The organism is Amycolatopsis thailandensis (assembly GCF_042723255.1).
Taxonomy (GTDB): domain Bacteria; phylum Actinomycetota; class Actinomycetes; order Mycobacteriales; family Pseudonocardiaceae; genus Amycolatopsis; species Amycolatopsis thailandensis.
This window is the reverse complement of record NZ_JBHXJK010000131.1, coordinates 1-23,224: the sequence shown is the minus strand read 5'-3', so window position 1 is coordinate 23,224 and position 23,224 is coordinate 1. Positions and strand designations below refer to the sequence as shown.

The 23,224-nt window shown below is 69.2% G+C and carries 18 protein-coding genes, 2 tRNA genes and 2 pseudogenes; 11 read left to right on the top strand and 11 right to left on the bottom strand.

Translation table 11 applies throughout. The annotated features are described in order from the left end of the window. Nucleotides 1–185: 185 nt before the first annotated feature. The 6 genes and pseudogenes from ACFWMR_RS34905 to ACFWMR_RS34880 form a co-directional block, all read right to left on the bottom strand. Nucleotides 186–392 (bottom strand): annotated as a pseudogene (locus ACFWMR_RS34905) (putative acetyltransferase); the annotation flags it as partial. Beyond that, nucleotides 389–628 (bottom strand): glutaredoxin family protein, encoded by a 240-nt coding sequence (locus tag ACFWMR_RS34900; RefSeq protein ID WP_093935230.1) that lies wholly within the window; start codon nt 626–628, stop codon nt 389–391. The pseudogene ACFWMR_RS34905 and the gene ACFWMR_RS34900, both read right to left, overlap by 4 nt. Before the next feature lie 2 nt (nt 629–630). Further along, nucleotides 631–3,519: an ATP-binding protein gene (locus ACFWMR_RS34895; RefSeq protein ID WP_378381477.1), complete on the bottom strand. Its 2,889-nt coding sequence runs from the start codon at nt 3,517–3,519 to the stop codon at nt 631–633. Nucleotides 3,520–3,608: 89 nt separating this feature from the next. After that, entirely contained in the window at nt 3,609–3,803 is a 195-nt protein-coding gene (locus ACFWMR_RS34890) for a hypothetical protein (RefSeq protein WP_093935228.1), read from the bottom strand. Nucleotides 3,804–3,817: 14 nt separating this feature from the next. Beyond that, nucleotides 3,818–6,694: a type 2 lanthipeptide synthetase LanM family protein gene (locus tag ACFWMR_RS34885; protein WP_378381476.1), complete on the bottom strand. Its 2,877-nt coding sequence runs from the start codon at nt 6,692–6,694 to the stop codon at nt 3,818–3,820. Nucleotides 6,695–6,957: 263 nt separating this feature from the next. Beyond that, on the bottom strand, nt 6,958–8,937 hold the full coding sequence (locus ACFWMR_RS34880; protein ID WP_378381475.1) for a hypothetical protein: 1,980 nt from the start codon (nt 8,935–8,937) through the stop codon (nt 6,958–6,960). Between the two features lie 255 nt (nt 8,938–9,192). On the opposite strand from ACFWMR_RS34880, the gene ACFWMR_RS34875 reads away from it, so the two are divergent. From ACFWMR_RS34875 to ACFWMR_RS34845, 7 genes and pseudogenes are all read left to right on the top strand, one after another. Beyond that, nucleotides 9,193–9,264: transfer RNA gene (locus ACFWMR_RS34875), tRNA-Arg, on the top strand. A 4-nt stretch (nt 9,265–9,268) separates the two neighbouring features. Further along, nucleotides 9,269–9,340: transfer RNA gene (locus ACFWMR_RS34870), tRNA-Glu, on the top strand. 22 nt (nt 9,341–9,362) lie between these two features. Next, on the top strand, nt 9,363–11,558 hold the full coding sequence (locus ACFWMR_RS34865; protein WP_378381474.1) for a hypothetical protein: 2,196 nt from the start codon (nt 9,363–9,365) through the stop codon (nt 11,556–11,558). Next, nucleotides 11,555–12,424, top strand: coding sequence for a PfkB family carbohydrate kinase (locus ACFWMR_RS34860; protein ID WP_378381473.1), 870 nt, complete (start codon nt 11,555–11,557; stop codon nt 12,422–12,424). The genes ACFWMR_RS34865 and ACFWMR_RS34860 overlap by 4 nt, the downstream gene beginning before the upstream one ends. A 61-nt stretch (nt 12,425–12,485) precedes the next feature. Beyond that, the gene (locus ACFWMR_RS34855; RefSeq protein ID WP_378381472.1) at nt 12,486–13,721 is read left to right on the top strand and encodes an acetyl-CoA hydrolase/transferase family protein; all 1,236 of its coding nucleotides are present in this window, start codon (nt 12,486–12,488) and stop codon (nt 13,719–13,721) included. Nucleotides 13,722–14,160: 439 nt separating this feature from the next. Beyond that, a pseudogene (locus tag ACFWMR_RS34850) lies at nt 14,161–14,490 on the top strand (hypothetical protein); the annotation flags it as partial. Between the two features lie 128 nt (nt 14,491–14,618). Further along, complete coding sequence (locus ACFWMR_RS34845) at nt 14,619–14,741, top strand: hypothetical protein (RefSeq protein WP_378381478.1); 123 nt, start codon at nt 14,619–14,621, stop codon at nt 14,739–14,741. Between the two features lie 5 nt (nt 14,742–14,746). On the opposite strand, the gene ACFWMR_RS34840 is transcribed toward ACFWMR_RS34845, so the two are convergent. Next, entirely contained in the window at nt 14,747–15,463 is a 717-nt protein-coding gene (locus ACFWMR_RS34840) for a hypothetical protein (RefSeq protein ID WP_378381471.1), read from the bottom strand. 241 nt (nt 15,464–15,704) lie between these two features. Between ACFWMR_RS34840 and ACFWMR_RS34835 the strand changes: the two genes are divergently transcribed. The 3 genes from ACFWMR_RS34835 to ACFWMR_RS34825 all read left to right on the top strand — a co-directional run bounded on the left by ACFWMR_RS34835 (nt 15,705) and on the right by ACFWMR_RS34825 (nt 18,232). Further along, the gene (locus tag ACFWMR_RS34835) at nt 15,705–16,670 is read left to right on the top strand and encodes an alpha/beta fold hydrolase (RefSeq protein WP_378381470.1); all 966 of its coding nucleotides are present in this window, start codon (nt 15,705–15,707) and stop codon (nt 16,668–16,670) included. Between the two features lie 241 nt (nt 16,671–16,911). Then, nucleotides 16,912–17,457 (top strand): DUF4232 domain-containing protein, encoded by a 546-nt coding sequence (locus ACFWMR_RS34830; RefSeq protein WP_378381469.1) that lies wholly within the window; start codon nt 16,912–16,914, stop codon nt 17,455–17,457. A 193-nt stretch (nt 17,458–17,650) separates the two neighbouring features. Further along, nucleotides 17,651–18,232: a hypothetical protein gene (locus ACFWMR_RS34825; protein ID WP_378381468.1), complete on the top strand. Its 582-nt coding sequence runs from the start codon at nt 17,651–17,653 to the stop codon at nt 18,230–18,232. A 41-nt stretch (nt 18,233–18,273) separates the two neighbouring features. On the opposite strand, the gene ACFWMR_RS34820 is transcribed toward ACFWMR_RS34825, so the two are convergent. The 4 genes from ACFWMR_RS34820 to ACFWMR_RS34805 form a co-directional block, all read right to left on the bottom strand. Next, nucleotides 18,274–19,356, bottom strand: a complete 1,083-nt coding sequence (locus ACFWMR_RS34820) for a serine hydrolase domain-containing protein (RefSeq protein ID WP_378381467.1) — start codon at nt 19,354–19,356, stop codon at nt 18,274–18,276. Nucleotides 19,357–19,628: 272 nt separating this feature from the next. Beyond that, nucleotides 19,629–20,111: a hypothetical protein gene (locus ACFWMR_RS34815; RefSeq protein WP_378381466.1), complete on the bottom strand. Its 483-nt coding sequence runs from the start codon at nt 20,109–20,111 to the stop codon at nt 19,629–19,631. A 195-nt stretch (nt 20,112–20,306) separates the two neighbouring features. After that, the gene (locus tag ACFWMR_RS34810) at nt 20,307–21,380 is read right to left on the bottom strand and encodes a G1 family glutamic endopeptidase (RefSeq protein WP_378381465.1); all 1,074 of its coding nucleotides are present in this window, start codon (nt 21,378–21,380) and stop codon (nt 20,307–20,309) included. A 140-nt stretch (nt 21,381–21,520) separates the two neighbouring features. Beyond that, nucleotides 21,521–22,525, bottom strand: coding sequence for an FAD-dependent oxidoreductase (locus ACFWMR_RS34805; protein WP_378381464.1), 1,005 nt, complete (start codon nt 22,523–22,525; stop codon nt 21,521–21,523). Between ACFWMR_RS34805 and ACFWMR_RS34800 the strand changes: the two genes are divergently transcribed. Further along, nucleotides 22,419–22,877, top strand: a complete 459-nt coding sequence (locus tag ACFWMR_RS34800; RefSeq protein WP_378381463.1) for a MarR family winged helix-turn-helix transcriptional regulator — start codon at nt 22,419–22,421, stop codon at nt 22,875–22,877. The genes ACFWMR_RS34805 and ACFWMR_RS34800 overlap by 107 nt on opposite strands. Nucleotides 22,878–23,224 lie beyond the last annotated feature (347 nt).

The following is a 23,224-nucleotide window of genomic DNA, read 5'->3' as shown; positions in this document are numbered from 1 at the left end:
GAACTCGCGTGATCAGAGACCGCACACTCGAGTGCGGCCTCCAGGCACGTGAGTTCCGTTCCCGATCACGCGAGTCACGTCCCGGATCACGAGCCGCGAGACCCGCCGGAGCCGCGAGACCCGCCGGAGCCGCGAGACCCGCCGGACCCGCGAGACCCGCCGGACCCGTGAAGCCCGCCGGAGCCGCGAGACCCGCGCGGAGCCGGAGGAGGCGGGACCGGCTTCGCCAGCACGATGTCCGCGAGCCGGATCGTCGCGAGACCGCGTCTGGTCTCCACTGTGCATTCCTCGTCGTCGCGGGAGCGCAGGTAGCCGAGCGCGTCGGTGAACCCGCCTTCGATCCGGTACCGCACGACGACCCTCGTGCCGACCGGGACGTCCGGAAGGGTCACCGGTTCAGGTGCGCGGTGAGCTCGTCGTCGCTCGGTTCGACCAGGTGGGTGCCGTCCGGCCAGACGATGGTCGGGATCCGCCGTTCACCGTTCTGCAGCGCTCGCACGGTCTCTTCGGCGCCGGTGTCCGCTTCGACGTCGACGTAGGCGTATTCGACGCCCTTCGCGTCCAGCAAGGCACGGCTGCGTTTGACGTCGGGGCACCAGCCGGCGCCGTACACGGTGAGGTCGCTCATCATCACAGCATGCCAGGTCGCGGTCCGGCGGCGCGTTCGGCGAGGGCCGAACGGTCGGCGAGACCGGTCTTGGCCAGCAGGCTCGCGACGTGTTTCTCGACCGTCCTGGGGGAGATGTGCAGCCTGGTGCCGATCTCCTTGTTGCCCATCCGCTCGGCGAGCAGCACCAGCACCTCGTATTCGCGCACGGTGACGCCGGCCGCGCGCAGGTCGCCGGGGACCCGGTCGACACCGGCGCGGCGCTGGCGGACGGGCGCGCCGAGCTTCCGGAGGAGGCTCCGGCACGCCCCCGCTACCGCCTGGATGTCCCTGCCGTGGAAGTACTCCTCGGCTTCTTTGAGCCAGCCCGCCGGATCACCCCAGCCGTCGGCGGCGGCCCGTTCGGCGATCAGCCGGAGCCCGAGGTGCCTGGCCAGGGGATAGGGCGCCGACGTCTCGAGCGCGGCGGCCACGGCCTTTCCGGCTTCCACCGTGTCGCCTCGCCTGCCGTGCTCGACGGCGTGCGCGAACTCGACGAACTGCCTGTTCCAGCGCATCCCGCTCACGGCGGATCCGTCCGCGGGGCAGTCGGCGCCGCCGAGCGTGTCGACGAGTGTTCTGAGCCCGTGTTGACCGGCGAGGTGGAACCGGCTCGGCCGACGGCCCTCCAGTTCGATCACCTGGCCGAGTTCGCGGCGTGCCCGGTCGAGGTCCTCCTCCAGCAGGGAACAGAAGACGCGCGCGAGCCCGATGCTCAGCACCATTTCCTGCGCGGTCTCGCCGCCGCTCTCCCGGAAGTCTTCGAGGGCCTGTTCCATCGCCGGACGGTCCGCCCGGTGCCCGGCCGACATCGCCCTGGTCATATGCGCGTACTGCAGCAACGCGGTCAGCCGGAGCCTGCCGAGCACGGCGAGGTTTTCTTCCAGCAGCGCGTGCGCGGTCTCGAACTCGCAGCGCAGGATCGCGTGCATGGTGCGCACGGAATCGACCGCGCAGTGCAGCGTGATCGAGCCGGTCCGCTGGGCGTCCGCGCGGGCGAGCAGCAGGGTCTGCTCGTCGCCGTTCATCAGCACGCGATGCCCACCGAGCCGGACCAGCGCCTGGGTGCGGAGGTGGTGCAGGTGGTTGTCCTCGGCGGTCCGTCGCGCGAGTTGCATGTAGCGCTCCGACTCGATGAGGTCCCGCGGCAGCGCGAGCATGCCTAGTACCTGGAGCGCCTGACAGACGACGAACGGCTGCGCGGTCTCCTCCGCCACTTTCCACGCCTGACGCGCGAGCCGTTCCGCCTTGCCGGTCCGGCCGGGGACGTCGAGCCAGAGGTTCGCTTCGACGGCGTCGAGTGCGGCCTCCTGGGCGGGCGAGATCGCCGAACCGAGAGGAGCGCGGGCGCGTTCGATCTGGCCGAGGCATTCGTCGTGCCGTCCGGCGATGTAGGCGGCCCAAGCCAGCTGGGTGTGCAGTTTGGCGGCCCGTTCGAGCGTCCCGATCTCGCCGAATCCGGCCGAAAGCTCGACGGCGCGGTCGAATTGACCGGTCTGCCCGAGCGCGTACAGCAGGGTTTCCAGCACCTCGGCCCGATCACCCGCGTCGGCCCCGGCGAGCAGGTCGACGGCTTTGGTGAGCATTGTGACCGCGGAGTCCGCGGCCCCGGCGTCGAGGGCGCGGCGACCGGTTTCCGCGAACAGGTGACCCGCCGCCGGCTCGTCCAGCGCGGTCAGGCGCAGCGACGCGACGAGCGCGCACAGGTCGCCCGGCAAGCCCGGGTAGAGCTTCTCGACGGCGTCGGCGGCTTGACGGGCGAGCTCCGCCTTCCGCGCCGGTGACTGCCGGGTCAGCAGCGCTTCCGCGGTCAGCGGATGCCGGAAGGCGTACCAGCCGGGTGTCGTCTCGTCGGTGGTCACCAGGTTCGCCGAGACCGCGGCGCTGAGGTGGTTGTGCAGGGTCCGGTCGTTCGTTCCGGTGACGGTCTGCACCACCGACAGGGGGAAGCGGCGGCCGATGATCGCGGCGACCGACAGCAGTTCGCCGGCTTGCTCGCCCAGCTGCTCCATCCGGACGCCGATGCTGGTGATCAGCGCGGCGGGTACCCGCGCGCGGAGTTCGCCGATGACGCGCCAGCCGTCCCGGCTCTCGACCAGCAGACCGTCGTTCACCATGCCGTGGAGCAGTTCCTCGACGATGAAGGGAAGGCCCGCGCTGTTGCGCCACAACAGCTCCGCCGCGGGGGCCGGTAGATACTCCGGCTCGGTCTCCAGACAGGCCGCGGCGAGGGCGCGGGTGTCGGCGAGGCCGAGCCTGTCGAGTTCGAGGACGGCGCAGCTCATCCGCTGGGCACCGGAGGTCGCCAGCCGGAGGGCGTCGGAGGGCTCGTTGCGGAGCGTGCCGACGAACAGGGTCTGCGCCGCGGCCAGGTTGTCGACGAGGTATTCGAGGATGAACAGCGTCTCGGCGTCGGCGTCCTGGAGGTCGTCGAGGACCAGGAGCGCGCCGCGGTCGCGGCTGGTGACGGCCAGCAGCCGGAACACCGCTTCGGCCAGCACCATCAGGGAGCCTGATTCGCGTGGCCGGTCGCCCTGGGTCCAGTCGGGGATGAGCTGGGCGAGCACGGGGACGAACGGGTCGAGTTCGGCCGCCTCGGGCGGGCCTCCGCCACGGAAGTGTGACAACAGCGCCTGGGTCAGCGGCCGGAACGGGACCAGCGGGCCGATCGAGCTGGCCCTGCCCTGGAGGACCGGGATGTCGGCGGCGACGGCTCGCGAAGCGGCTTCGACGGCGAGCCGGGACTTGCCGATACCGCCTTCGCCCACGAGGAAGATCGCGCCGCCGCGACCCGCGATGGCGCGATCGAGAGCTCCGGAGAGCTCGGCCAGTTCGGCGTCACGGCCGATCATCCGCGATGAACGGATTCCCACCGCCGTGACTATAGCGAGCGGACCACCGCGTCACGACGAAAAGTCGATCACGAAGGCGGGCGGCGCGTGCCCGCCCTCGTGATCGTCTCTCAGATCCAGCCGCCGGTGAAGACGCTCACGACGGACGGTGATCCGGGATCGCCGGACAGCGTGGCGAGCGGGTTGGCGCTCAGCCGAGGCTTGCTGCCCGCCAGCGCGTGGTTGCGCGAGCCGACCTCGAGGGCGCGCGGCAGGTTCACGGCGCCGAGGGCGTCTTCGGTGGCGGGCAGGTCTCTTTCGTACATGCGGTTTCTTCTCCTCATACTCGGTTTACCGGCGGGATGACGGTGGCCGCGGGATGCGGCCGGTCGGGGCGGAGCAGGAGCGCGGACGGGACCCGGTCGCCGAATCCCAGCCGCAGCAGGCCGTAGCCGATGCCCGCCAGGCCGCTCAGCAGCCCCGGCGCGGGGATCGCGCCGGGAGTCCCGCAGCGCGCGCCGCGCTGGTCGATGGCGGCGAGCAGGTGACCGGTCCGGCGGCGCACCGCGGCGGCGGCGCCAGTGTGCCCGTTCTCGGCCAGCACGCACAACACTTCCAGCACTCCGGACTCGCCGTGGCAGAGACTGAGATCCTTCAGCGGTGCCCCGTCGGTCAGCTGTTTGATCGTCCGGTCCAGGTCCCTCGAATGACCGGGCTCCGGCAGGTGGGCGGCCTGGCCGAGCGCGGCGCCGGACAGGCCGTCGCACCAGCCGCCGGTGCTTTCCGCCCGATCGTCCGCCTTTCCGGGCGGTTCTTCGCCGGTCCGGCGGTGTGCCCGCAGGACCCAGTCGATCCCGGCGGAACCGCGGGCGAAACCCGTCTCCTGTGGACGTTCGCGGTCGAGCAGCTGCCCGGTGTAGCGGTCCGCCTTCGTGAGCGCCGCCTCCAGTCCTGTTTGGACATACACCGAGCGCATCGACGCGACACCGCCCGCCAGCCCGGTCGTGAAGCCGGACGGCGTCCCGGCGGTGGCGTCGGGCATCAGGTCGACGGCCTGTTCGATCAGGTCGCCGGCGGGAAGACCGACCAGCGTGCTGAGCCGGGCGATCGTGTACGCGACACCACCGAGCCCGAGAAGGCCGCCGCAGCCGGCCGTGGCGGCCAGCTCGGGGTCGGCCCGGAGAGTGGCGAAGAGGCTGGGGAGCGGGCTGATCGCGTACGCGGCCAGATCGCGGTAGCGGGCGATCCCGGTCAGCTCGGCGAGCTGGGCGAGGAACAGCGCGACACCGCAGTAGCCCTCGCCGAGTCCCGCGCCCATCGGCAGCACGGTCCAGTAGCGGTCGTCGACGAGTTCGATCCCGAGCCAGTTGGAGCGGTGCTCGTCGGAGAAGGCGTTGGCGACGATGTGATCGGCGATCCCGCAAGCGGTGACCAGCAGCCGTTCGGCGTCGGGCGCCTGGTTCGGCACCGCGGTCTCCGCCGTCTCGCCGCCGTGATGCCCGGCGGTCGCCGTGCTGATGGCGAGGGTGGCGGAGATCAGCCATTCCTGGTCGCGCTGGTCGAGCGGGTCCATGTCGGCGACCTTCGCCAGCACGGTGTCCAGCGACGGCCGGTCGACCACACCTTCGACACTGTCGCCGCGTGAGTCCAGCAGCGACGTCGAGCCGGGGTTCGAGGTGAACATCGGCACGTCGCCCGCCCACAGGTCGGCCCGCTCGTGCGGCACGAGCCGCAACAGCTTGTCCTCGCCCGCGGAGTCCTCTTCGAGCAGGTCGAACGCGTGGTCGCGGTCGGCGGCGTCGCGCAGGAGGTCGGGATGGGTGGTCTCGTCCAGCAGCCGGAAGTAGAAGTTCGTCGGCCGGATGAGCACCCGGATGGGGTCTCCGGCGCAGCGCCGGAGGTGCTCGGCGAGCTCGTCCCGCGCGGTGGAGATCGCGTCGTAGCCGAGCCGGAATCCGGCCAGCAGCGCCGCGCTGTGCTCGGCGGGGGTGACGTCGCGGCCGTCTAGGCGGGGGAGGTTGTTCCCTCCCGCGAGTTCGCCGGGTACGCGGACCAGGCGCATCCTGTCGGTGCCGGGATCGGCCCAATCGACCCGGTCGGTGGGCAGTTTCCCGCCGCGGCCGGCGAGCCCGGAGATGTCGACGGCGCCGTGCTCACCGGCGAAGAGCTGGGGGAGCAGCAGGGTGCGCTGGACCGATCGCGCGAGCATCGCCGCCGCGGGGTCGCCCTCCGGCGGATCGGGTGGCGACGGCTGGAACAGCGTCTCGATGTCGATCAGCACCGGCTGGTCGCCGCAGGCGATGATGTTCTCGTAGTGGACGTCGGTGGCGTCGAGCGCGTGAAGGAGCGCCAGGAGGATGCCCTGACGGCGGTAGAAACGGTCGACGTCGGCGATATCGGCGCACGGCCGGTGCTCGACGAACCGGAGCCAGCCGTACCCGTCGCGCGGCAGTGCGTCGGCGGTCCGCAGTTCGAGGCCGGGCAGCCGCTTGTTCAGCTGGTCGACGACGTCGGTGAACCGTTCGTGCAGGATCAGCGGCCGCGGTTTGTAGATCACTTTCGCGCCGCTGGAGAAGCGGAGCAGCCTGACCGACCGTCCTCGTGCGTGCGAGTCGCCGATTCCGCCCGCCACCTCGACGAGCGTGCCGAGTTCGCCGTCCGCGACCGAACAGGGCAGCGCGGCGGCGTCGGCGGAGAAACGGGTCAGCGTTTCGGCGTGGGCTTCGGCGGCGTGAAGGCAGGCTTGGGCGAGGAGCCGGGCCAGAACCGGGTACTCGCCGAACAGCCTGGCGAGTCCGTCCGGGGTGGCTTGCCGGCGCGTGAAGTCCGAGAAGCGCTCCTCGGGCGTCTCACCCTGGAGGCTCCCGGCCTTGCGCGCGCGGTGGAGTTCGAGGACCAGCGTGCGGACCGAGAGGTTGAGCAGATGCTGGTCGAGTTGAGCCGCGAAACCCCGGCGGAGTGCTCCGACGTCGGCGTCGGCGAGATCGTCGGGGACCGCGGTACGGCAGGCGGCCTCGACGAACGACCTGAAGACCCCGGCGAACTCGACACGCCAGTCACCGACTGGGGGGCGCTCCGGCAGAAGCGTGGTGACAGCGTGTTCGGCGAAGTCCGCCCATGCGGGCTTGTCCGCCTTCCGTTCGCGCGGGGTCTGGCCGTGCACCCACCACTTCAGCGGCAGGGACGTCGCCGATGTCTGGGGCGTCACGCCACTCATGGTTTCAGCTCGGCGTAACACGCACATGGGGGCGATACCCCCACATTCACCGCACGCACGAAGATGCCCGGAGAGTGACGACCGGTGCGGGCCGCGCCGGAATATGGGGTCTCGGCACCCATGCGCGGGGACCGGTCCCTGACCGACCATGGTCGGGTGGCGCGGCGGTCGCAGGGGGAGCGCCGTGAGGGGCGCGGGCCGGTTTTCTGGGGGTCCGGCCCGCGCCGCCTGAAGCGCCGGGTCCGCGACGTGCGCGGGACCGGTTACCGGATGGCCACCGGCAGGCCGTCCGCGTTCCCGGAGGCGGGCCAGAGCACCGCGAGCCGTTGGCCGTCGCCGTTGTCGGACACGCCCACGATGTCACCGCGGGTGTTGATGCCGTTGGCCTTGGCCCAGTGCCCTCCGGGCAGAGTCGGCAGCACGGTCACGGTGCCGTCCGGTGCCCAGCGCAGCGCCTGCCAGGGGACTCCGGGGACACCGGGGTCGCACCGGCCCGACACGACCCCGGTGCCGGTGATCCCGGTGGCCGCCCCGGAGCGGGCGCCAGAGGGAAGGGGCAGGGTGGTGATCCGGCCGTCGGGGCTCCACCGGACGGGGTGACCTCCGGACCCGCCGACGACCTCGTCACGATCGTTGAGAGCGACGGCCCAGGTGTGTGTCTCGCCAGGCAGGCCCCTCAGCTCGGACACCTTCCCCTCCGGGTCCCAACGGGCCGCACGCAGTTCGAACTCACCGGAACTTCCGACGATCACACCGCGGTTGTCGATCGCCTCCGCGGTGCCGGCGGTGTCGCCGGGCAGGGGAGACAGGATGCCAGGCGTCCCGTCGGGGTCCCATCGCGCCGGTCGTGGGCGGCCGCGGTCGGGACCCGCGCTGCCGACGATCGTCCCGCCGTCGTTGATCCCCGCGGCGAGTGAGCGGTACGTGTGGTTTTCCGGCATCTTGAGCGTCGTGACGGTGCCGTCCCGCTCCCAGCGGATCGCGCGGTCCCGGTTCTTCGACCTCTTGTCGGTTCCCGCGATGACGCCGTGAGCGTTGATGTCGGTGGCCGTCAGACGGTCGACGCCAGGGGAGAGGTCGGTGAGGACACCGGCGCGCGTCCAGATGACGGGGTGCAAAAAGCCTTTCGACTCGACGGATTCGCCGATGCTCTGTCCGCGCGCGTTGATCGCGAACGCTTCGGCGTATCCGTACTTGGGGAACGATCGACCCAGATCGGTGACCCGGTCCGGCGCCGTCCACCGCGCGGCGTGCCGTCCGCGCCCCGAGGCCGGTTCGGAGTCGCCCGCCACCACGCCGCGGGAGTTGATCACCGTACCCTGGCTCCGGCCGTGTCCCGGCAGCGCGCCGAGGTCGGTGATCGCGCCTCGGGCGTCCCACACCACCGCTGAGTGACGGCCGCCCACACTGCCGGAGAAGCCGGTGATGACATCGGAGTCGTTGATCGCCAGGGCACTGCCCTGCGGATACTCGGGCAGCGATGGCAGGAGAGTGACCCTGCCGTCCGGTTCCCAGCGCACGGGGTACCCGCCGGACCTGCCCACGACGATTCCGGCGTCGTTGACGCCGTCGGCCTCACTGCGGTTTTCGCCGGGAAGCGGGGGCAACGGGACGACCGTGCCGTCGGGATTCCAGCGCACGGCCTGGAAACCGGAGTAACCGACGACCACGCCCGCGTCGTTGATCGCCGTGGCCGCCGACCAGGAATCGCCCGGTGCCGGGGGAAGCACGGTCATGACGCCGTTCGCGTCCCACCGCGCCGCGCGATTCGTGGCCGGGGCGATCGAGACGGTGCCGGCCACGACACCGCCGTCGTTGATCGCGGTGGCCCCCGAACTCATGCGGCGATCGGGTGTGCTCAGCTCGGCGAAGGAACCATCCGGATGCCACAACACGGGTCGCGTGGTGGCCTGCTCGGCGTAGGCCGAGCCGGCGATGGATCCCTTGGAGTTGATCGCCCGTGCCTCACCGCGGACGTACCCGGCCGGCACCGCGAGCCGGGCCACCGTGCCGTCGGAGCTCCAGTGCACGGGGATCGACGATTCGACGGCGGTGCTGTAGGCGCCGATCATGGCACCGGCGTCGTTGATCCCGGTGACGTGGCTGTCGCCGTCGATGGGGAACGCGGCGAGAGCGACGACCGGTGTCGATGCTCCCACCGCCTCTTGCGCGCCGCCCGCGACCAGGGCGCCACCGAGCAGAAGGACCGAGAAAAACCTGCACAGCAAGAACTTTCTCCGCACCACGTGAATCCCTCCCGATTCGCCCGAGTGCGCCGCTCACCGGATTATGGCGAAGGCCTCGCGGCGATTGGAACCGCTGATCGGACGCGGGCGCGCTCGTCCGCTCGCACTTCGCCGGAATTCTCGGAAGTCCATTGTGGATCGTGTCCATGATGGACTGTCATCGAGAGGCCGCGGCAAACGGAGCGGCACAAGGTTCCCGCTGCGGATATCGGGGTGACGAGTGCTCGAGGGCTGGCTAGTATCGGCGGTGATCATGGAGTGGATCAGCGGCAGATCGCCCGGCTTCGGACCGGGAGGGCGCGGGTTCGAGTCCCGCCTCCATGTTCATCCTGGAGTAGTTCAGCGGTAGAGCACCCGGCTCTCAACCGGGAAGGCGCGAGTTCGAATCTCGCCTCCAGGTCTCGATGGACAAGGGGAGACCGGTGAACCAGGGTCAGTTCGGTTACGCGTACGACCAGTTGCGTCGCGCGCTGCGGCACGCGGGCACCGATTCGGCGCGGGCGGACGGCTGGCGCGCCGTGCTCGACGGGATGGCCGACGGCACGCTGACCGTCGGCTCCCGCACCCCGGTCGCCGACACTCCGGCCTGGGTGACGCTCGAAGTACTGCACGGCGGGTTCGCCAGCGGCCGGTACCTGGCCGAGGAGCCCTTGCGCGAAGACGAGATCGAGCTGGTCCGCGCGTTGCCCGACGGCGCGCCGGGCACGACCGACCGGGAACGGCTGAACCTGCACTACCTGACCGACGAGGGGCAGGCCGTGCTGCTCGGCGCCCTCGCGGCCGGGGCGTATCGCGTCGAAATCCCGGAGCACGCGGCGCTGATGACGGTCGCGTGGCTGCTCGCGCACGACCACCACGCGGCCGCGCTCGACCTCGTCGCCGCGGTGCGCCCGCTCATGCACCGGCTGCGGTTGACGCCGGTCTTCGGCGAGCCGTCCGTTCCCGCCGGTTCCGTCGTCAAGCTCCAGTCCGTCGAGCAGGTCAAGACCTCCTTGCGCGCGATCACGACCCCGTCCGCGATCGACACGATGCGCACCAGGCTGCGGGAGCGGCCGCTGTACGACCGGCTCGTCGAGCTCTGGTGCGAAACCGTGGAAGGCGAACTGCCCACGCTGCGCGACGACGGCGTCGTCACGGGCGGCTGGCCGTGCCGTGTCTGGCCCGCGGATTGGAGTGCGCGCCGGACGGCGTTGCTCGCCGAAACCGAAGGCGTGACGGCACATCCCCGCGCGAACTTCACCCGGCTGCGGACGGCGTTGGCCGCGTGCGAGACGGACAGCCGTTCGCTGACCGCGCGGGACGTCGGCTGGGTGCGCCGCGCGCTCGCCAACACCATCGGCAAGCACGGCGCGCCCGGTTCCGAGCGGCGGAAGACGTTGCGGGAGGCGGAGCTATCCGTGGTGGAACGGCCGACCCGGGCCGAGCTCGCGGAATCGGTCGCCGTCCGTCTCGATGCGTACCCCGACGATGGCGGTGTCCCGTCGGTCGAACCGATCACCGAGGACGTCGACGGGTGGAGTGTTCCCGACGGCATCGCCGTGAAAGTGACCAGGGCGTGGGAAGCCCCGGTCGAGGAGCTGGTCGCGCGGGACGTGATCACCTCCGGCGAGGTGCTCGCCACCGTGCTGCCGCAGATCACCGCGTCCTTGCTCGCCGCGAACATCGAAGACCCGGCGCTGTCGGCGTTGTACGCCCGGACGTACGCCGCCTTCCGGCGCCGCCGCGGTCTGTTGCTGCTGGATCTCGCGACCCAGGTCGGTTTCACCGAGCTGCCGTGGGTGGCCGCGCTGGAGCCGCTGCGGGCACACCGGCGTGACACCGCCGAGGCCGCGCGGGAGACCCTCTCCCGGACCACGATGCTCGCGCTGACCGCGTTCCCGCACGCGATCCTGCCGAACCCGCTGGTGAGCGAATTCGGCGCGCTCGCCAAGCAGGCCGGCTTGCGGATGCCGTTGGTCGAGGAAGTCGCGGCGGACATCTTCATGGGTGCCTTCACCACGAAGTTCCGCGACGCCGCGGTGATCGCGAGCCGGGTCATGGCGGGCTCGCTGTACGCGCGGTACTACGACCTGCCCGAGGCCTGGTCCGAAGAGACCACGACCCGATGGGGCCGCAAGACCGCGGCCGATTTCGCGAAGGTGTGCAAGGAAAGGGCGGCGGAGGCACATCGCGGCCGCGTGTCCGGCGTGGCCGCGAACGGCACCGTCCTGGAGCAGGGACAGATCGTCACCACGCACAACCTGGCCGTGCTGGCCGACGGGCTGGAACTGTGGGATCCGCTGATGGTGCTCGCGCCCGGCCTCGCCGCGCGGTCGCTCGGCTGGGCACTGCGGCGTGCCGCCGTGCCGGCCACCGATCGGCACGCCGCGTTGACGGCGGTCAAGAACGCGGCGTACGCGTGGCGGCAGGGGATCTTCTTCCTCAGCTTCTGTGACACGGAGAAGCAGTGGAGCGTCGTCGACGAACTGCGCCCGCAGCTGGCGGGAACCGATCTCGGCCCGGCCGTGGACGGGCTCGCCGCCGTCGTCGCGGGATATCGGTTCGACACCGACGGAACGGTCCACAATGGACGACGCTGGCTCGGCTGGGGCGGCGGCCAGTGGGTGGGCGTGCGGTGACCGGGCGGTTGATCCACACCGGACAGGTGGTGCTGGACCTGGTCATGCGGGTTCCGGAACTGCCGGTGCCCGGCGGCGACGTCATGGCGTCCTCGATGGACTTCCTGCCGGGCGGAGGGTTCAACGTGATGGCGGCGGCCGCCAGAGCGGGCGCGAAAGTCCTCTACGCCGGCCTGCACGGCACCGGTGGCTTCGCCGACCTCGTCCGGGCGGCGATGGTCGCCGAAGGCATCGCGCTCGCGCACGCGCCGTCCGCCGAGGGTGGCACCGGGATCGTCGTGGCGATGGTGCAGGACGACGGCGAGCGCACGTTCGTCACCGGACCCGGCGCCGAAGGCCGGATGCCGCCCGGCCTGCTCGACGCCATCACGCCGACGGGCCAGGACGTCGTCTACGTCACCGGGTACAGCCTGTTGCACGAGACGAACACGAAAGCGCTCCTCGAATGGCTGCCGCGCCCGGGCGAGGCCACCGTGCTGTTCGATCCCGGACCGCTCGCCGGGAAGATCCCCGCCGCCGAGCTGGCGGCGGTGCTGGCGCACGTGGACATCCTGAGCTGTAGCGCCACGGAAGCGAAGATCGTGGAGACCTCGGACGTCGAGGTGCTCATCGTGCGGGAGGGATCCGCCGGATGCCGGGTCGTCCACGGTGGCCACAGCGTCACCGTGCCCGGGTTCCCGGTGACCACCGTGGACACGAACGGGGCGGGAGACGCGCATTGCGGGGTGCTGGCCGCCGAATTGATGGCCGGGACCGGACTGCTCGAAGCCGCGCGCCGGGCGAACGCCGCTGCCGCGATCGCGGTCACCAGGCACGGTCCGGCCACTTCGCCCACCAGGTCCGAACTGGACGCCTTTCTCGGATGAGTGCCTGTGGGCTGGGACAACATCCGGAGCCGTCGCGCGGTTCCTCGGGCATGATCGGCTCATGCGCGTGTTGTCGGAAAGTCAGCTCGGTTCCGTCCTGGCGGGCGTTCCCGCGTCGCGGCCGCGGGTGGTGGTGAGCGGGAACTTCGCCACACCCATGGCTGCACTGAAAGTGCTGGACGCCGCGCTGGCCGAGTACCGGTTGTTCGCGTTGAACGCGCAGGCCGGGATGCCGGACCGCCCCGGTGTGCTGCTGGAGACGCCGTTCGTGGGCGCGGGAATGCGCGGACGCCCCGGGCTGCGGTACTTTCCGTCCCGGCTGTCGCTGGTGCCGCAGCTGCTCAAGAACTCGCTGCCGCCGGACGTCGTCCTGCTGCACACCTCCGTTCCGGTCGACGGCGTGGTGTCGCTGGGCACGGAGGTGAACATCCTGCCCGCGGCCGTCGAGGCGGTGCGGGCCCGCGGGGGACTGGTCGTCGCGCAGATCAACCCCGAGATGCCGTTCACCTACGGCGACGGCGTGCTGCCTGTCGACGAGATCGACTACGCGATCGAAGTGACCGAGCCGCTCCTGTCGCCGGTCCCGCGGCCGGTGGGCGACACGGCGCGGACCATCGGCGAGCGGGTGGCCGGGTTGGTCGCGGACGGCGCGACCCTGCAACTGGGGATCGGCGGGATCCCGGACGCGACCCTGGCGGCGGTGACCGGACGGCGTGGACTCGCGATCTGGTCGGAGATGTTCAGCGACGGCGTGCTGGCGCTGGACCGCGCCGGAGCCCTGGATCCGGCGGAACCGGTGACGGCGTCGTTCGTGTTCGGCAGTGCCGAGCTGTACCGCTGGCTCGACCGCAATCCGCGGATTCGCCTGCTGCGCACGGAAAAGACGAACGACCCGGCCGTGATCGCCCGGCAGCGCGGTCTGGTCTCGGTGAACAGCGCCCTCGAAGTGGACCTGTTCGCGCAGGCCAACGCAAGCCGTGTCCGAGGGGCGATCTATTCGGGATTCGGGGGCCAGACAGACTTCGTGGTCGGGGCGCTGCATTCACCCGGTGGACGGGCGATCATCGCGCTGCCGTCTTGGCATCCGAAAGCCGACGTTTCGACGGTGGTGCCTCGGCTGGCCGGGCCGGTGACGTCGTTCCAGCACAGTTTCCTGGTCAGTGAACACGGTGTCGCGACCATCTGGGGCAACGACGCGAGCGAGCAGGCGCGGCAGATCGTCGACCACGTCGCGCATCCGGCGGCCCGGGAAGAACTCGTGACGCGAGGCAGGGAACTGGGGTTCACGCTTCCGTAGGGTGAATCCGGCCTGGAATACCGGAACCCGGTAGAGGGACACGATCGTGTCCCTCTACCGGGTCGCAAACACGGAGGGGCCAACCCGCGCCAACAGACCGGCCCCCGTCAAACCCTGTGCCTAGAGCGTCAGACCAGCCAGCCGAGCACGTGAGCCAGGTGCGCGAGCAGACCCGAGATCAGGTCGTGGCCGTGGTGCACGTGCTGGGTGAACATCTGCATTGAGGGGCTCCTTGTTCGGATTTCGTGTTCGGTTGTTGCTCTCGCGAGGAGCGATCGAAGATTTTCACCAGGTTGGCAGCCTGTCAAAAAACGATTTCCCGCGCCGGTGGCGTGGCATGAATCTTCCCACGATAAACACGTAAGTCTTTCGTGTTTTGCGCGAGGGGTGCATTTCTTGGGTGGTGACACTGTGGGTAGTGAGCCAGAGGTGAGCCGATGTGGACGCTGAGCCTCCGCTACGGCAACTGGGCGGGAGGGTCACACGAAACGGTGATCCACTCGCCACGAATGGTGAGTCGGTGAGAATCACCGATACGGGTGACGGGACCAGGGGCGGAACGGAGGGGGCCGGATGTCTTGGAACGGCTGGGAAGGCGAGATCTGGGCTCGGTACGCCGATCGGTACAACGCGATGGCGGAAGGGTTCAACGAGGCGTTGTTCACCGCGGCCGCGATCGGCGCGGGGCGCAGACGCCCAGGTGCACCTGTTTCCCGAGGCCGGTTTCGACGTGGCGATCAGCCGATCCGCGCTCATGCTCTTCGCGGATCTCGCCGCAGGCTTCGGCAACATCGCCCGGAGTCTCCGGCCCGGCGGGCGGCTGGTCTTCACCTGCCCTCAGGGACCGGATCCAGGCAGCGACTCGGGTTTCGACGAACTAAGCGTCGTCTCAACGGTGTGGATCAGCACGTCGTCGACCTGCTGCGCGGCGAGATCCAAACCGGTCTCCGGCAGTTCGAATCCTCCGCCGGAGTCCGGCTCAGCCGCACCGACCGGCTGGTCACGGCATCGAGGAGGTAGCCGCTTCAGCCGCCGATCCGCGATGAGGGGTGGATGGGGGCGCCTGATTCGTAGAGTTCCAGGGGGAGGGTGCTGACTGCCCGGGTCGTGGGGTCGAGGTAGCGGCAGGAAATACCGGGCACATGGATCCACTGGCCGACGATCGACGACCCGGACGGCCGTCGCCGAGTGGAGTCGAAGGCGAAGCGCACGTGCTCGGGCATGTCGCAGGCGTCGTACTCGGTGCTGTTCTGATGCCGCAGCACCGACTCGACATGGTCGCGGATGATCGGTCCGGCGGTGAGGTCCGCCTTGTAGGAGAGGGTGCCCTGTTCGTTGCGGCCGTCGGATATCCCGGTGCCTTGGAACTTGATGTCGCGCAGGACGTAATCGTACTTTTCGCCGAGGTAGGTGACCGTGCAGGTCAGCGTGGTGGTGCGGCCGGGGTTGAGCGCCGGGCAGGACGAGCGCGCGCCTGGGTCGACGCGGTTGGCGAAGCGGGTCACTTTTTCAAGTGCTTCCCAGGCGATCCGCTCTCGCAGGGGCGCGGAGTCCGCGGGTTTGGGCGGCAGCCCACTCAGGTCCGGCTCGGGGTATTTCGCCGGGATCGTGCCGTGGCGCAGCGACGAGAGGTCGACCGTCGGTGTCGTGCTCGTGGGTGCCGCACTCGACGTCGACGGCGACGGAGTTGCGGGAGGGGGAGCGGCGGGGGTGCTGCTGCACGCGGCGGTGAGCAAGAGCAAAGCCGCTCCTGCCGACGTTCGAACACCGGCCGAGCGTGCCGGCCGCGGCAGAACCCGGCCGCGGGCGGCGGCTTTCACACCGGTACGAGTCACGCCGGTCATCTCCGATCTCGCCGATTCGATGACCAGGTCCCCCGGCCCCGTTCGGGAAGGAAGTCAACACGGGAAAAAGCCGCGGCGGCACGTGAGAAATGCCCACGGTGGTAGGGCCTGCCCCAGCGGAACGACGGGGGAATCCCCGATGGTCTTCGTCTCGGCGGGCCGCCAGGCTGGCCGAATGTCGATTCCTCCCTCTCGCCGTGAATTCATGAAGATGAGCGCCGTGGCCGCCGCCGGTGTGGCGTCCGTCGGTATCGGGGGCACTGCGTCCGCGGCCGAGTCGCCGCGGATCACGCCGCTGCGGATTCGCACTCCCGCCGGCACCTTCGACGCTGTCGCCTCGGGGCCGAGGCATGGCCGGAAAGTGCTTTTGTTGCATGGCTTCCCTGAATTCGGCATCGAGTGGGAGCATCAGTTGCGCGCGCTCGCCGCTGCCGGTTACCGGGCGGTGGCGCCAGACCAGCGGGGTTACTCACCGGGCGTGCGCCCCGCCGGGATCGAGAACTATCGCTTGGACCATGCCGTCGGGGACGTCCGCGCGATGGCCGACGCACTGGGCTGGCGCAGATTCGATCTGGTCGGACACGACTGGGGTGCCGCGGTCGCGTGGGTCGCCGCGGCGAGGTACGCACGCCGGGTGCGGTCGTTGACCGCCGTTTCCGTACCGCATCTCGGCGCTTTCGCCGAGGCGCTGCGAACCGATCCCGCACAGCGGAAGGCATCCGAGTACATGGATCGCTTCCGGCAACCGGCTCCGATACCGGAGGACTGGATTCTCGCGTCGGGGCCGCCGAAGCTGCCGGGCGTCGCACCGGAAAAGTGCGCGGAATACTTCCGGCGGCTTTCCCAGCCGGGTGCCTTGACCGCCGCTCTGAACTGGTACCGGGCCAACGATTTCGAAGGCTACGAGCAGCGGGTCGTGGTGCCGACATTGTTCCTCGCGAGCACGAAGGACCCCATGGTCGCATCTTCGGGTATCCAAGCGACGAAGAACTGGGTTTCCGGGCGATACCGGCTGGAAATCCTCGAAGGGATCGGGCACAACATCCCCGAGGAAGCCGCCGAGGCCACCACGAGGTTGCTTCTGGAACACCTCGATTCGGTGTGAGGACGGTGCGGTCGAAGCCGTCACCTCCCGCCAGGCCACCCGCGATGGTTTTTCGCGCCCGTCATCGTTACGACGTATGAGCTCCGGCGAGGTTGCTTCTTCTTGATCAATCTCACCTCGGCGCATGTCCCGGTCGTGAGGTGGGCAATTTCGGTGGCGAGAGCGATCGAGGTCGGCACGATGTCACCGATCGCCGCCGGGATCGGAACGTCCGCCCGGGTGTGGCAGAAGGGGAAGACCGATGACCACTCGCACGAATATCCGCCGCGGCATGACGGTCCTGCTCGTCGCCGGAGCGGCAGCCGGGGCCACGGCGCTGACCGCCGGTACCGCGGGCGCGATGCCCACGGACTTCCACTGCACGTCGGGTCAGATCACCAGCCGGCTGGTGTACGGCGGGGCGGGTGCCGGCGGCCGGGACGCGGCAATCGAGTTCACCGCGAAGCCGGGTGAGACCTGCACGCTGCCCGGCTCGCTGCCTATCGACCTCGTCGGGGCCCGCGACGTGGTGTTGTCCTCCGACGCCGCGCCGGACGCTCCGTCGGTCGAGATCAGTGACGGGTCCTCGGCTTACATTCCGTTGCACTGGTCCGCGATCGGCTCGACCGGAGGCCAGGAGACACCGCTGGCCATCACGGTCACCGCGCCCCAGGAAACCAGCCCGCGCGGTGACACCAGTGACCCGCGGATCACGCTGCCGTGGAACCTCGGCGCGGTCAACGCCGCTCCCGAGAGTCACACCATCCGCACCGGGGCGACGACGGCAGGCGCCGCGCCCACCGTCTGACCCTCGTTCCGCCTCGACCCCGCGCGCGGCCACCTGGACGTTCCCGACGACGACCTGGCCGACCTCGCGCGCCGACTCGGCGAACGCATGACCGGCTGACCACTCACCCGCCTCACCCCTCGATATTCCCATGCGGGCGGTCACTAGTATCGCGGATGTACGATCCGCTGCTGATGACAGGACAGACAAGGCGATGAGCGGGCGAACCGAATCCCAGAATATCGGGTATCGCGTCTCGGCGACCTTCGATCTGGACGCCAGATTTCCCGGACAGGTTTTCCGAAATAATGTCGGGAAATCACTGTTCTGCGAATTCGACGCGGTTCTGACGCCTGACTTCTGGCCTGCCCTCAGCGCTATGGCCCGGTGGCACGGCGATGACCATGTCGACCTTCTGGTGCTTCCCGATGGTGGTGAGCTGCCGGAGCGCTCGGCGGTCTCGTTGCCGGTCGAGGCGAGCGAGGACGACTACTGGGCCTCTATCGGTTTCGAGCCGGACGGCGACGCGCTGGGATCGATCGCGATCGCCGCGAAGGTCGTCGCGGTGACCGGACGTTCCGGAAAATGGGGATGCTGGGGTGAACGGGGTCCCGAAATAGCGGTATTCCGGGGATTTCCGAGCGATGCGGCGCGGGACGAATGGCGCGACCGGTTCGGACCTTTCCTGGAAGCGCGGGGAGCCTTGCGGTCGTATCTTCCACCGACGTTCGCCGGTCGGATCGTCCCGGACGAGTACGCCGCGAGCCTGACCTCCAACTACGGCACTGTCGGGTGAACCACCTGGCTGAGGCGCCAGGTGGTTCACTCCGGACGATGTCAGCAGAAGACTTCGTTGAGCAGTTTGAGGAACGCCGGATTGGGGTCGCCTCCGGCTGGCGCGCTCGTGATCGAGAGTTCCAGCCGCTTGTGGGTGTCCGGCGTGGTCAGCAGCTGCGACGAGTACCCGGGGATGCCGCCACCGTGGCCCCACACCTTGGTGCCGCACGGCAGGGTCTGCACCTGGAGGCCGAGGCCGTACTCGGGGCTGACCGCGGTGGTCTTGGTGATCTCCTGCTGCTGCGCGGGCTTGAGCAACCTGCCACTGGCCAGCGCCACACCGAACGTGTCCAGGTCACGGGTCGTGGAGATGATCTCGCCGGCCGCCCACGCGACCGACGGGTTGAGGCGGGTGATGTCGTTCGGCTTGCCTGCCACGGTCACGTAGCCGTGGGCATGCGGGCCGTGGATGTCGACGTCGTCGCCGGGAACCTCGGTGTCGTCGAGGTGCAACGGCTTCAGGATCCGCTGCTGGACCGCCTTCTCGTACGGCCTGCCGGTCAGTTTCTCCACCAGCAGACCCGCGACCACGTAGTTGGTGTTGGAGTAGCTCCATCGGGTGCCGGGGTCGAAGTCGAGCGGCTTGTCGGTGGAGATCTGCAGCATTTCCTGCGGCGTCCAGTGCTTGTAGCGGATCTGCTCGAACTCGTCCGGGTCGAGCGGCAACGCCTTGGTGTAGTCGTAGAGGCCGCTGGTGTGCTGCATGACCTGGCGCACCGTGATGCGGCCGTCGATCAGACCGGGCAGGTAGCGGACGACTGGCGCGTCCAGGTCGAACTTGCCTTCGCCCTGGAGTTGCAGCAGCACCGTCGAGACGAACGTCTTGGTGATGCTGCCGACGCGGAACCGGCCGTTCTCCGGGACCGGGCGGTTCGAGCCCAGTTCGGCCTTGCCGGAGCGCGCGGTGAAGCGTTGGTGGCCATCGGTCACCCTGACTTGCGCGCCGAGCGATCCTCCGCTCGTGGTGATCTGGTCCAGCGCCTCCTGCACGATCTTGCGGTCGGCGCTGGTGTCGGCTAGCGCGGTGCCTGTGGTGGCGATCAGTCCTGCTGTGGTGAGTGCGGCGACAAGCCGGATTCTCATCGAGGGCCGTGACAATTTTCTCTGCATGATAAGAAAAATCTCCCCTTAAAGCCCGATAGCTTTCCCCAAGCGGCGGGCCGCCGCCTACCAGCGACGCTAGCGTCCGGTGATCACCACTCGCATTACCGGAAATCACAACCACTCGAACAGAGCAGATCGCCCGATACCGGATGATCCGTTCAGCGCGTTCTTCTACGCCGTCTGCGATCGGCTTCCAACGCCGAATCCCTGGTTGAGCGAGTACCGCTCAACCAGGGAATTCCCGCGTGATCTCAACGCCGGTAGTGGACCTCGCCACGCAGCGCCGGTGCGGTGGGACTGGCGCAGCGCTGTTCGAAGGTGGCGTCGAGGGCGGTGAGTCCTTCGGCGCCACGTTCGATGCGGCTGATCGTGAACGTCGAATAGTCGTCCGAGCAACCCAGACCGGTGGCGATCGCGAGGATGCGGGCGCCCCCTGCGTGCTCGTACGAGCCGACTTGCAGCGGGCCGGTCGAGGCACTGAAGTCGAGCCGGAAGTAGTACGAGCCGTTGTCGCCGTCGGCGTCCACGCGCAGGATGTCACCGACCTCGCGGATCACCACCTCGTGCTCGGGCGAGTCGACCCAGTACCCGCTTTTCCCATCGACCGGGAAGGCGCCCTGTTCGGCGGCGAAGTCGATACTCGCGATCGGCTCGTCGGCGGTTGCGACAGGCGCGAACACGCCCGTCAGACCTGCGGCGACGGCGAGCGTGGTGAAGGCATGACGGAGCTTCATGATTCTCCTCGGGTGAACGCCGCCCCCAGTAGGCGGACACCACTGATCGTGCCGGAGGTTTCCGTCACCCCGCGCGAGTAGAACTACTCAGCCCGGTGGAGCCGATTCCTGCCGCGAGCTGTTCCCGGCTGCCAGGCGCGGCCGGGCGCTCGGAAGAGAGCCCGGCCGCTGACCAACCTTTTGGTGACAGCTAGGTCATCCCCGCGGGCTTTCGACCACGCCGCATCGAGCCCAGTGCTCGGTGAAGTTACTGGCGCTCACCTCGAGCGGGTCCGGGTTGGACAACCGCTGGTTGCCGATCCCCGGTGAGAGCATGATCTGCTGATCCGGTCGCTGGACGGACAGCCGCGCGTCTTCGGCGTCATGGATCTTGGCGGTCGCCGCACGGAAGCGGACGTCCGAGTGGTTCATGTACTGGGTCAGCAACTTCTGATTCCCGCTGACGTAAGTGAGCCGCTCGGACACGAAGTACGCGAACGGCTGAAGGTACTCTGTGCCGCCGCCACTGGGATGGGTCCAGAAACCCGAGAAGTTCCGGCCGTTGTCGAGGTCCGAGACGGTCAACGACCAGTTGTAGCGGTCCGCGTAATGCACATCGAGGTAGTAGCGATGTCCTGCGACGTAAGGCACGCCGACGTCGACTATGCCCCCGGTGTTCCAAGCTCCGTCGACGAATTCGATGAAGCCACCCGATTCCACGGTTCCGGTGGCCTGGGTGACGTAAACGCCGGCCTGCACCAGGACGGTGTCGTTGGAAACGCCCACCCACTGCGTCATGCTCTCCTCCGAACATGTCGACGTGTAGTAGTCGGGTGCGGTGATGGAGCTGTGCGCTCCCGCGTATGTCCGCCCCGACGCGGCTGTCGCGCGGTAGCCGCTGTAGTTGGTGGTGTGAGTCGCGGCGTGTACACCCGGCTTGACACAGGGCGGTTTCGGCGTCGCGCGATCGAGCCCGCCCGCCACCTTCTCCCAGTCCGCGCGTGTGAGCTCACCGGGCGCGACGGCACCGGATTCCGGTCGCGCAGGCAATCCGACCTTCGCCAATCGGGCGGCGGACGCGGTCGCCGGGTCGAACGTCGGACCCGGTACGACCTGGTCCACCATCAGCCCGTTGGGCATCCGGAAGGAATGGTGCCGGTCGCCGTCCGCGTCCGTGGTGGTCGCGAGTGCCTCGGCGCACAGCTTCGCCGGGGTGCTCGCTCCCGACGCGCTCGGCGCTGCCGCGTAGCCGGAGGCGGGCGCGGCCCCGGCGAACAGGACGGCGATCACCGGAATAACGGCGAAGCGAAGTCGACGTATCACGTGTCCCCCAAAAGTCCTCAGGATCGGTGAATATCGTCTCGAACGATCGCTCACGCCGCGGGGATCGTCTGCGTCATCTGACCTTGACGAGGGCGTTTGGCGAGTCGTCACCTCGCCGTTGCCGCGAGTGGCGGCAACTCGCGGTCGGTCTGAGCGATCCTGGTGAACCTCGCCGTCAAGGGTGCCAGTACCGGTGACATGAGCACTTTGTCGGCCATCCTGCGCAGCGCCAGACCGAGCCGGGTCCGGGGAAAGGCGAACGGTTTGATCCAGCGGGGGAGTTGCTGGACGTCGTCGACGAGTGGCCGCATCCAGGCCTCGTAGGCCGCGAGTCCGGTCGTGAGCGAGCCGGTGCCGGACAGGCACGCGGCGAGGACGTAGCCGCTGACGAGCGCGAGCGAGGCGCCGCCGCCACCCATCGGCGTCACGCACCACGCGGCGTCGCCCGCCAGGCACACCCGCCCGCGGTGCCAGACGGGCATGCGGATCTGGGTGAGGTGGTCGAGATAGACGTCGTCGGAGCTGTCGAATCCGTCCAGGATCCGGGGTGCTTCCCAGCCCACGCCGGAGAAGCGGTCGCGGATCCTGGCCAATGCCTCGGTACGGTCGAGCCGGGTCGGGTCTTCGGCCTCGGTGCAGGCGAGGATGGCGCGCGTGGTGCCGTGCTGGTCCGGGCGCAAGTGGACCTGCCGTCCGCCGACCGTGGTGTACCAGCGCCATCGGCTGTCGTCGTCGGTGGTGCGCGGGATGGTGCCGAAGACCATGGTGATGCCCAGCGCGCGGCTGTCGACCTGGCCCTCGAAGAGCAGTTCCCGAGTGGTGGAGCGGACCCCTTCGGCGATGACCAGCAGGTCGGCGCGCAGGACCCGGCCGGCGTTCGTGGTCACGGTGACCCGGTCGGCCTCTTCCTGGACTGCGGCGACGGTGTCGCCGTAATTGATCTCGACTCCCTCGGCCGATGTCGACCCGTTGACCGAGAGCTGGACGCCGATCCAGATCGAGGTGATGCAGCGGCTTCGGGAATGGGCTGTCGGCTTCGGTGAGCTGCATCGGCATCTGGCCGGCTGGATGCGGCTGCCTGTCTCGGATGCCAATGCCCTGGGCCAGATCACGTGGGCCGCCGAAGCGGGGACGCCGCTCTCGCCGGCGGAGCTGTCCCGGCAGATCGCCATGACCACCGGGGCTACCACGATTCTGCTGAACCGGCTCGAGGACGCCGGTCACGTCCAGCGCAGCCGCGAGAGCAGCGACCGTCGCCGCGTCACCCTGCGCCCGACCCCCGCCGCGCGAGAGCACGCCCGCCGGTTCCTCGTCTTCGCCGGGGCCGAGATCGCTGCCGCGCTCCGCACCGCCGATCCCGAGGAACTCCGTGTCGTCACCAAGTTCCTGTCGAGGATCACCGAGGCGACAGGTGACGCCAACCAGCGCTTGGAACACGGCCCGGCGTCCGACGACACGCCCTGAAGCCAGTGGGATCGGGTTACTGGGCCGCAAGTCGAAGGTGTCAGGCCGGGTGGCGGAGTCCGTGAAGGTCTCCTTCCCTACTTTCAGGGTCAGGGTCCCGGCAAAGTCGCGTAAGTGGATGTCGTGAGTGGCGGCTCGGGTTCTGGCGGACTCGTATTTACCTACCTACTGGTGTGATTGGCGGTCGAGTGAAGCCGGTGTGGTCGACGGGGGAAGATTCCGGCCGTTGAGCGTCCGGAATCTTCCCCCGTCACCGGTCGTGACTGGCACGACCTTGATCAAGGTCCGAGACCGGGCGTCCCTGGCGACGATGAAGGAATTGGGACGTTCAACGTCCCAATTCCTTC

Coding starts and splice junctions, on each gene's coding strand:
- ACFWMR_RS34815 (WP_378381466.1), bottom strand. CDS start 20,111: ATGAAGCTCCGTCATGCCTTCACCACGCTCGCCGTCGCCGCAGGTCTG.
- ACFWMR_RS34900 (WP_093935230.1), bottom strand. CDS start 628: ATGAGCGACCTCACCGTGTACGGCGCCGGCTGGTGCCCCGACGTCAAA.
- ACFWMR_RS34800 (WP_378381463.1), top strand. CDS start 22,419: ATGCAGCGGCTTCGGGAATGGGCTGTCGGCTTCGGTGAGCTGCATCGG.
- ACFWMR_RS34885 (WP_378381476.1), bottom strand. CDS start 6,694: ATGAGTGGCGTGACGCCCCAGACATCGGCGACGTCCCTGCCGCTGAAG.
- ACFWMR_RS34855 (WP_378381472.1), top strand. CDS start 12,486: ATGCGCGTGTTGTCGGAAAGTCAGCTCGGTTCCGTCCTGGCGGGCGTT.
- ACFWMR_RS34820 (WP_378381467.1), bottom strand. CDS start 19,356: ATGAGAATCCGGCTTGTCGCCGCACTCACCACAGCAGGACTGATCGCC.
- ACFWMR_RS34835 (WP_378381470.1), top strand. CDS start 15,705: ATGGTCTTCGTCTCGGCGGGCCGCCAGGCTGGCCGAATGTCGATTCCT.
- ACFWMR_RS34890 (WP_093935228.1), bottom strand. CDS start 3,803: ATGTACGAAAGAGACCTGCCCGCCACCGAAGACGCCCTCGGCGCCGTG.
- ACFWMR_RS34825 (WP_378381468.1), top strand. CDS start 17,651: ATGAGCGGGCGAACCGAATCCCAGAATATCGGGTATCGCGTCTCGGCG.
- ACFWMR_RS34830 (WP_378381469.1), top strand. CDS start 16,912: ATGACCACTCGCACGAATATCCGCCGCGGCATGACGGTCCTGCTCGTC.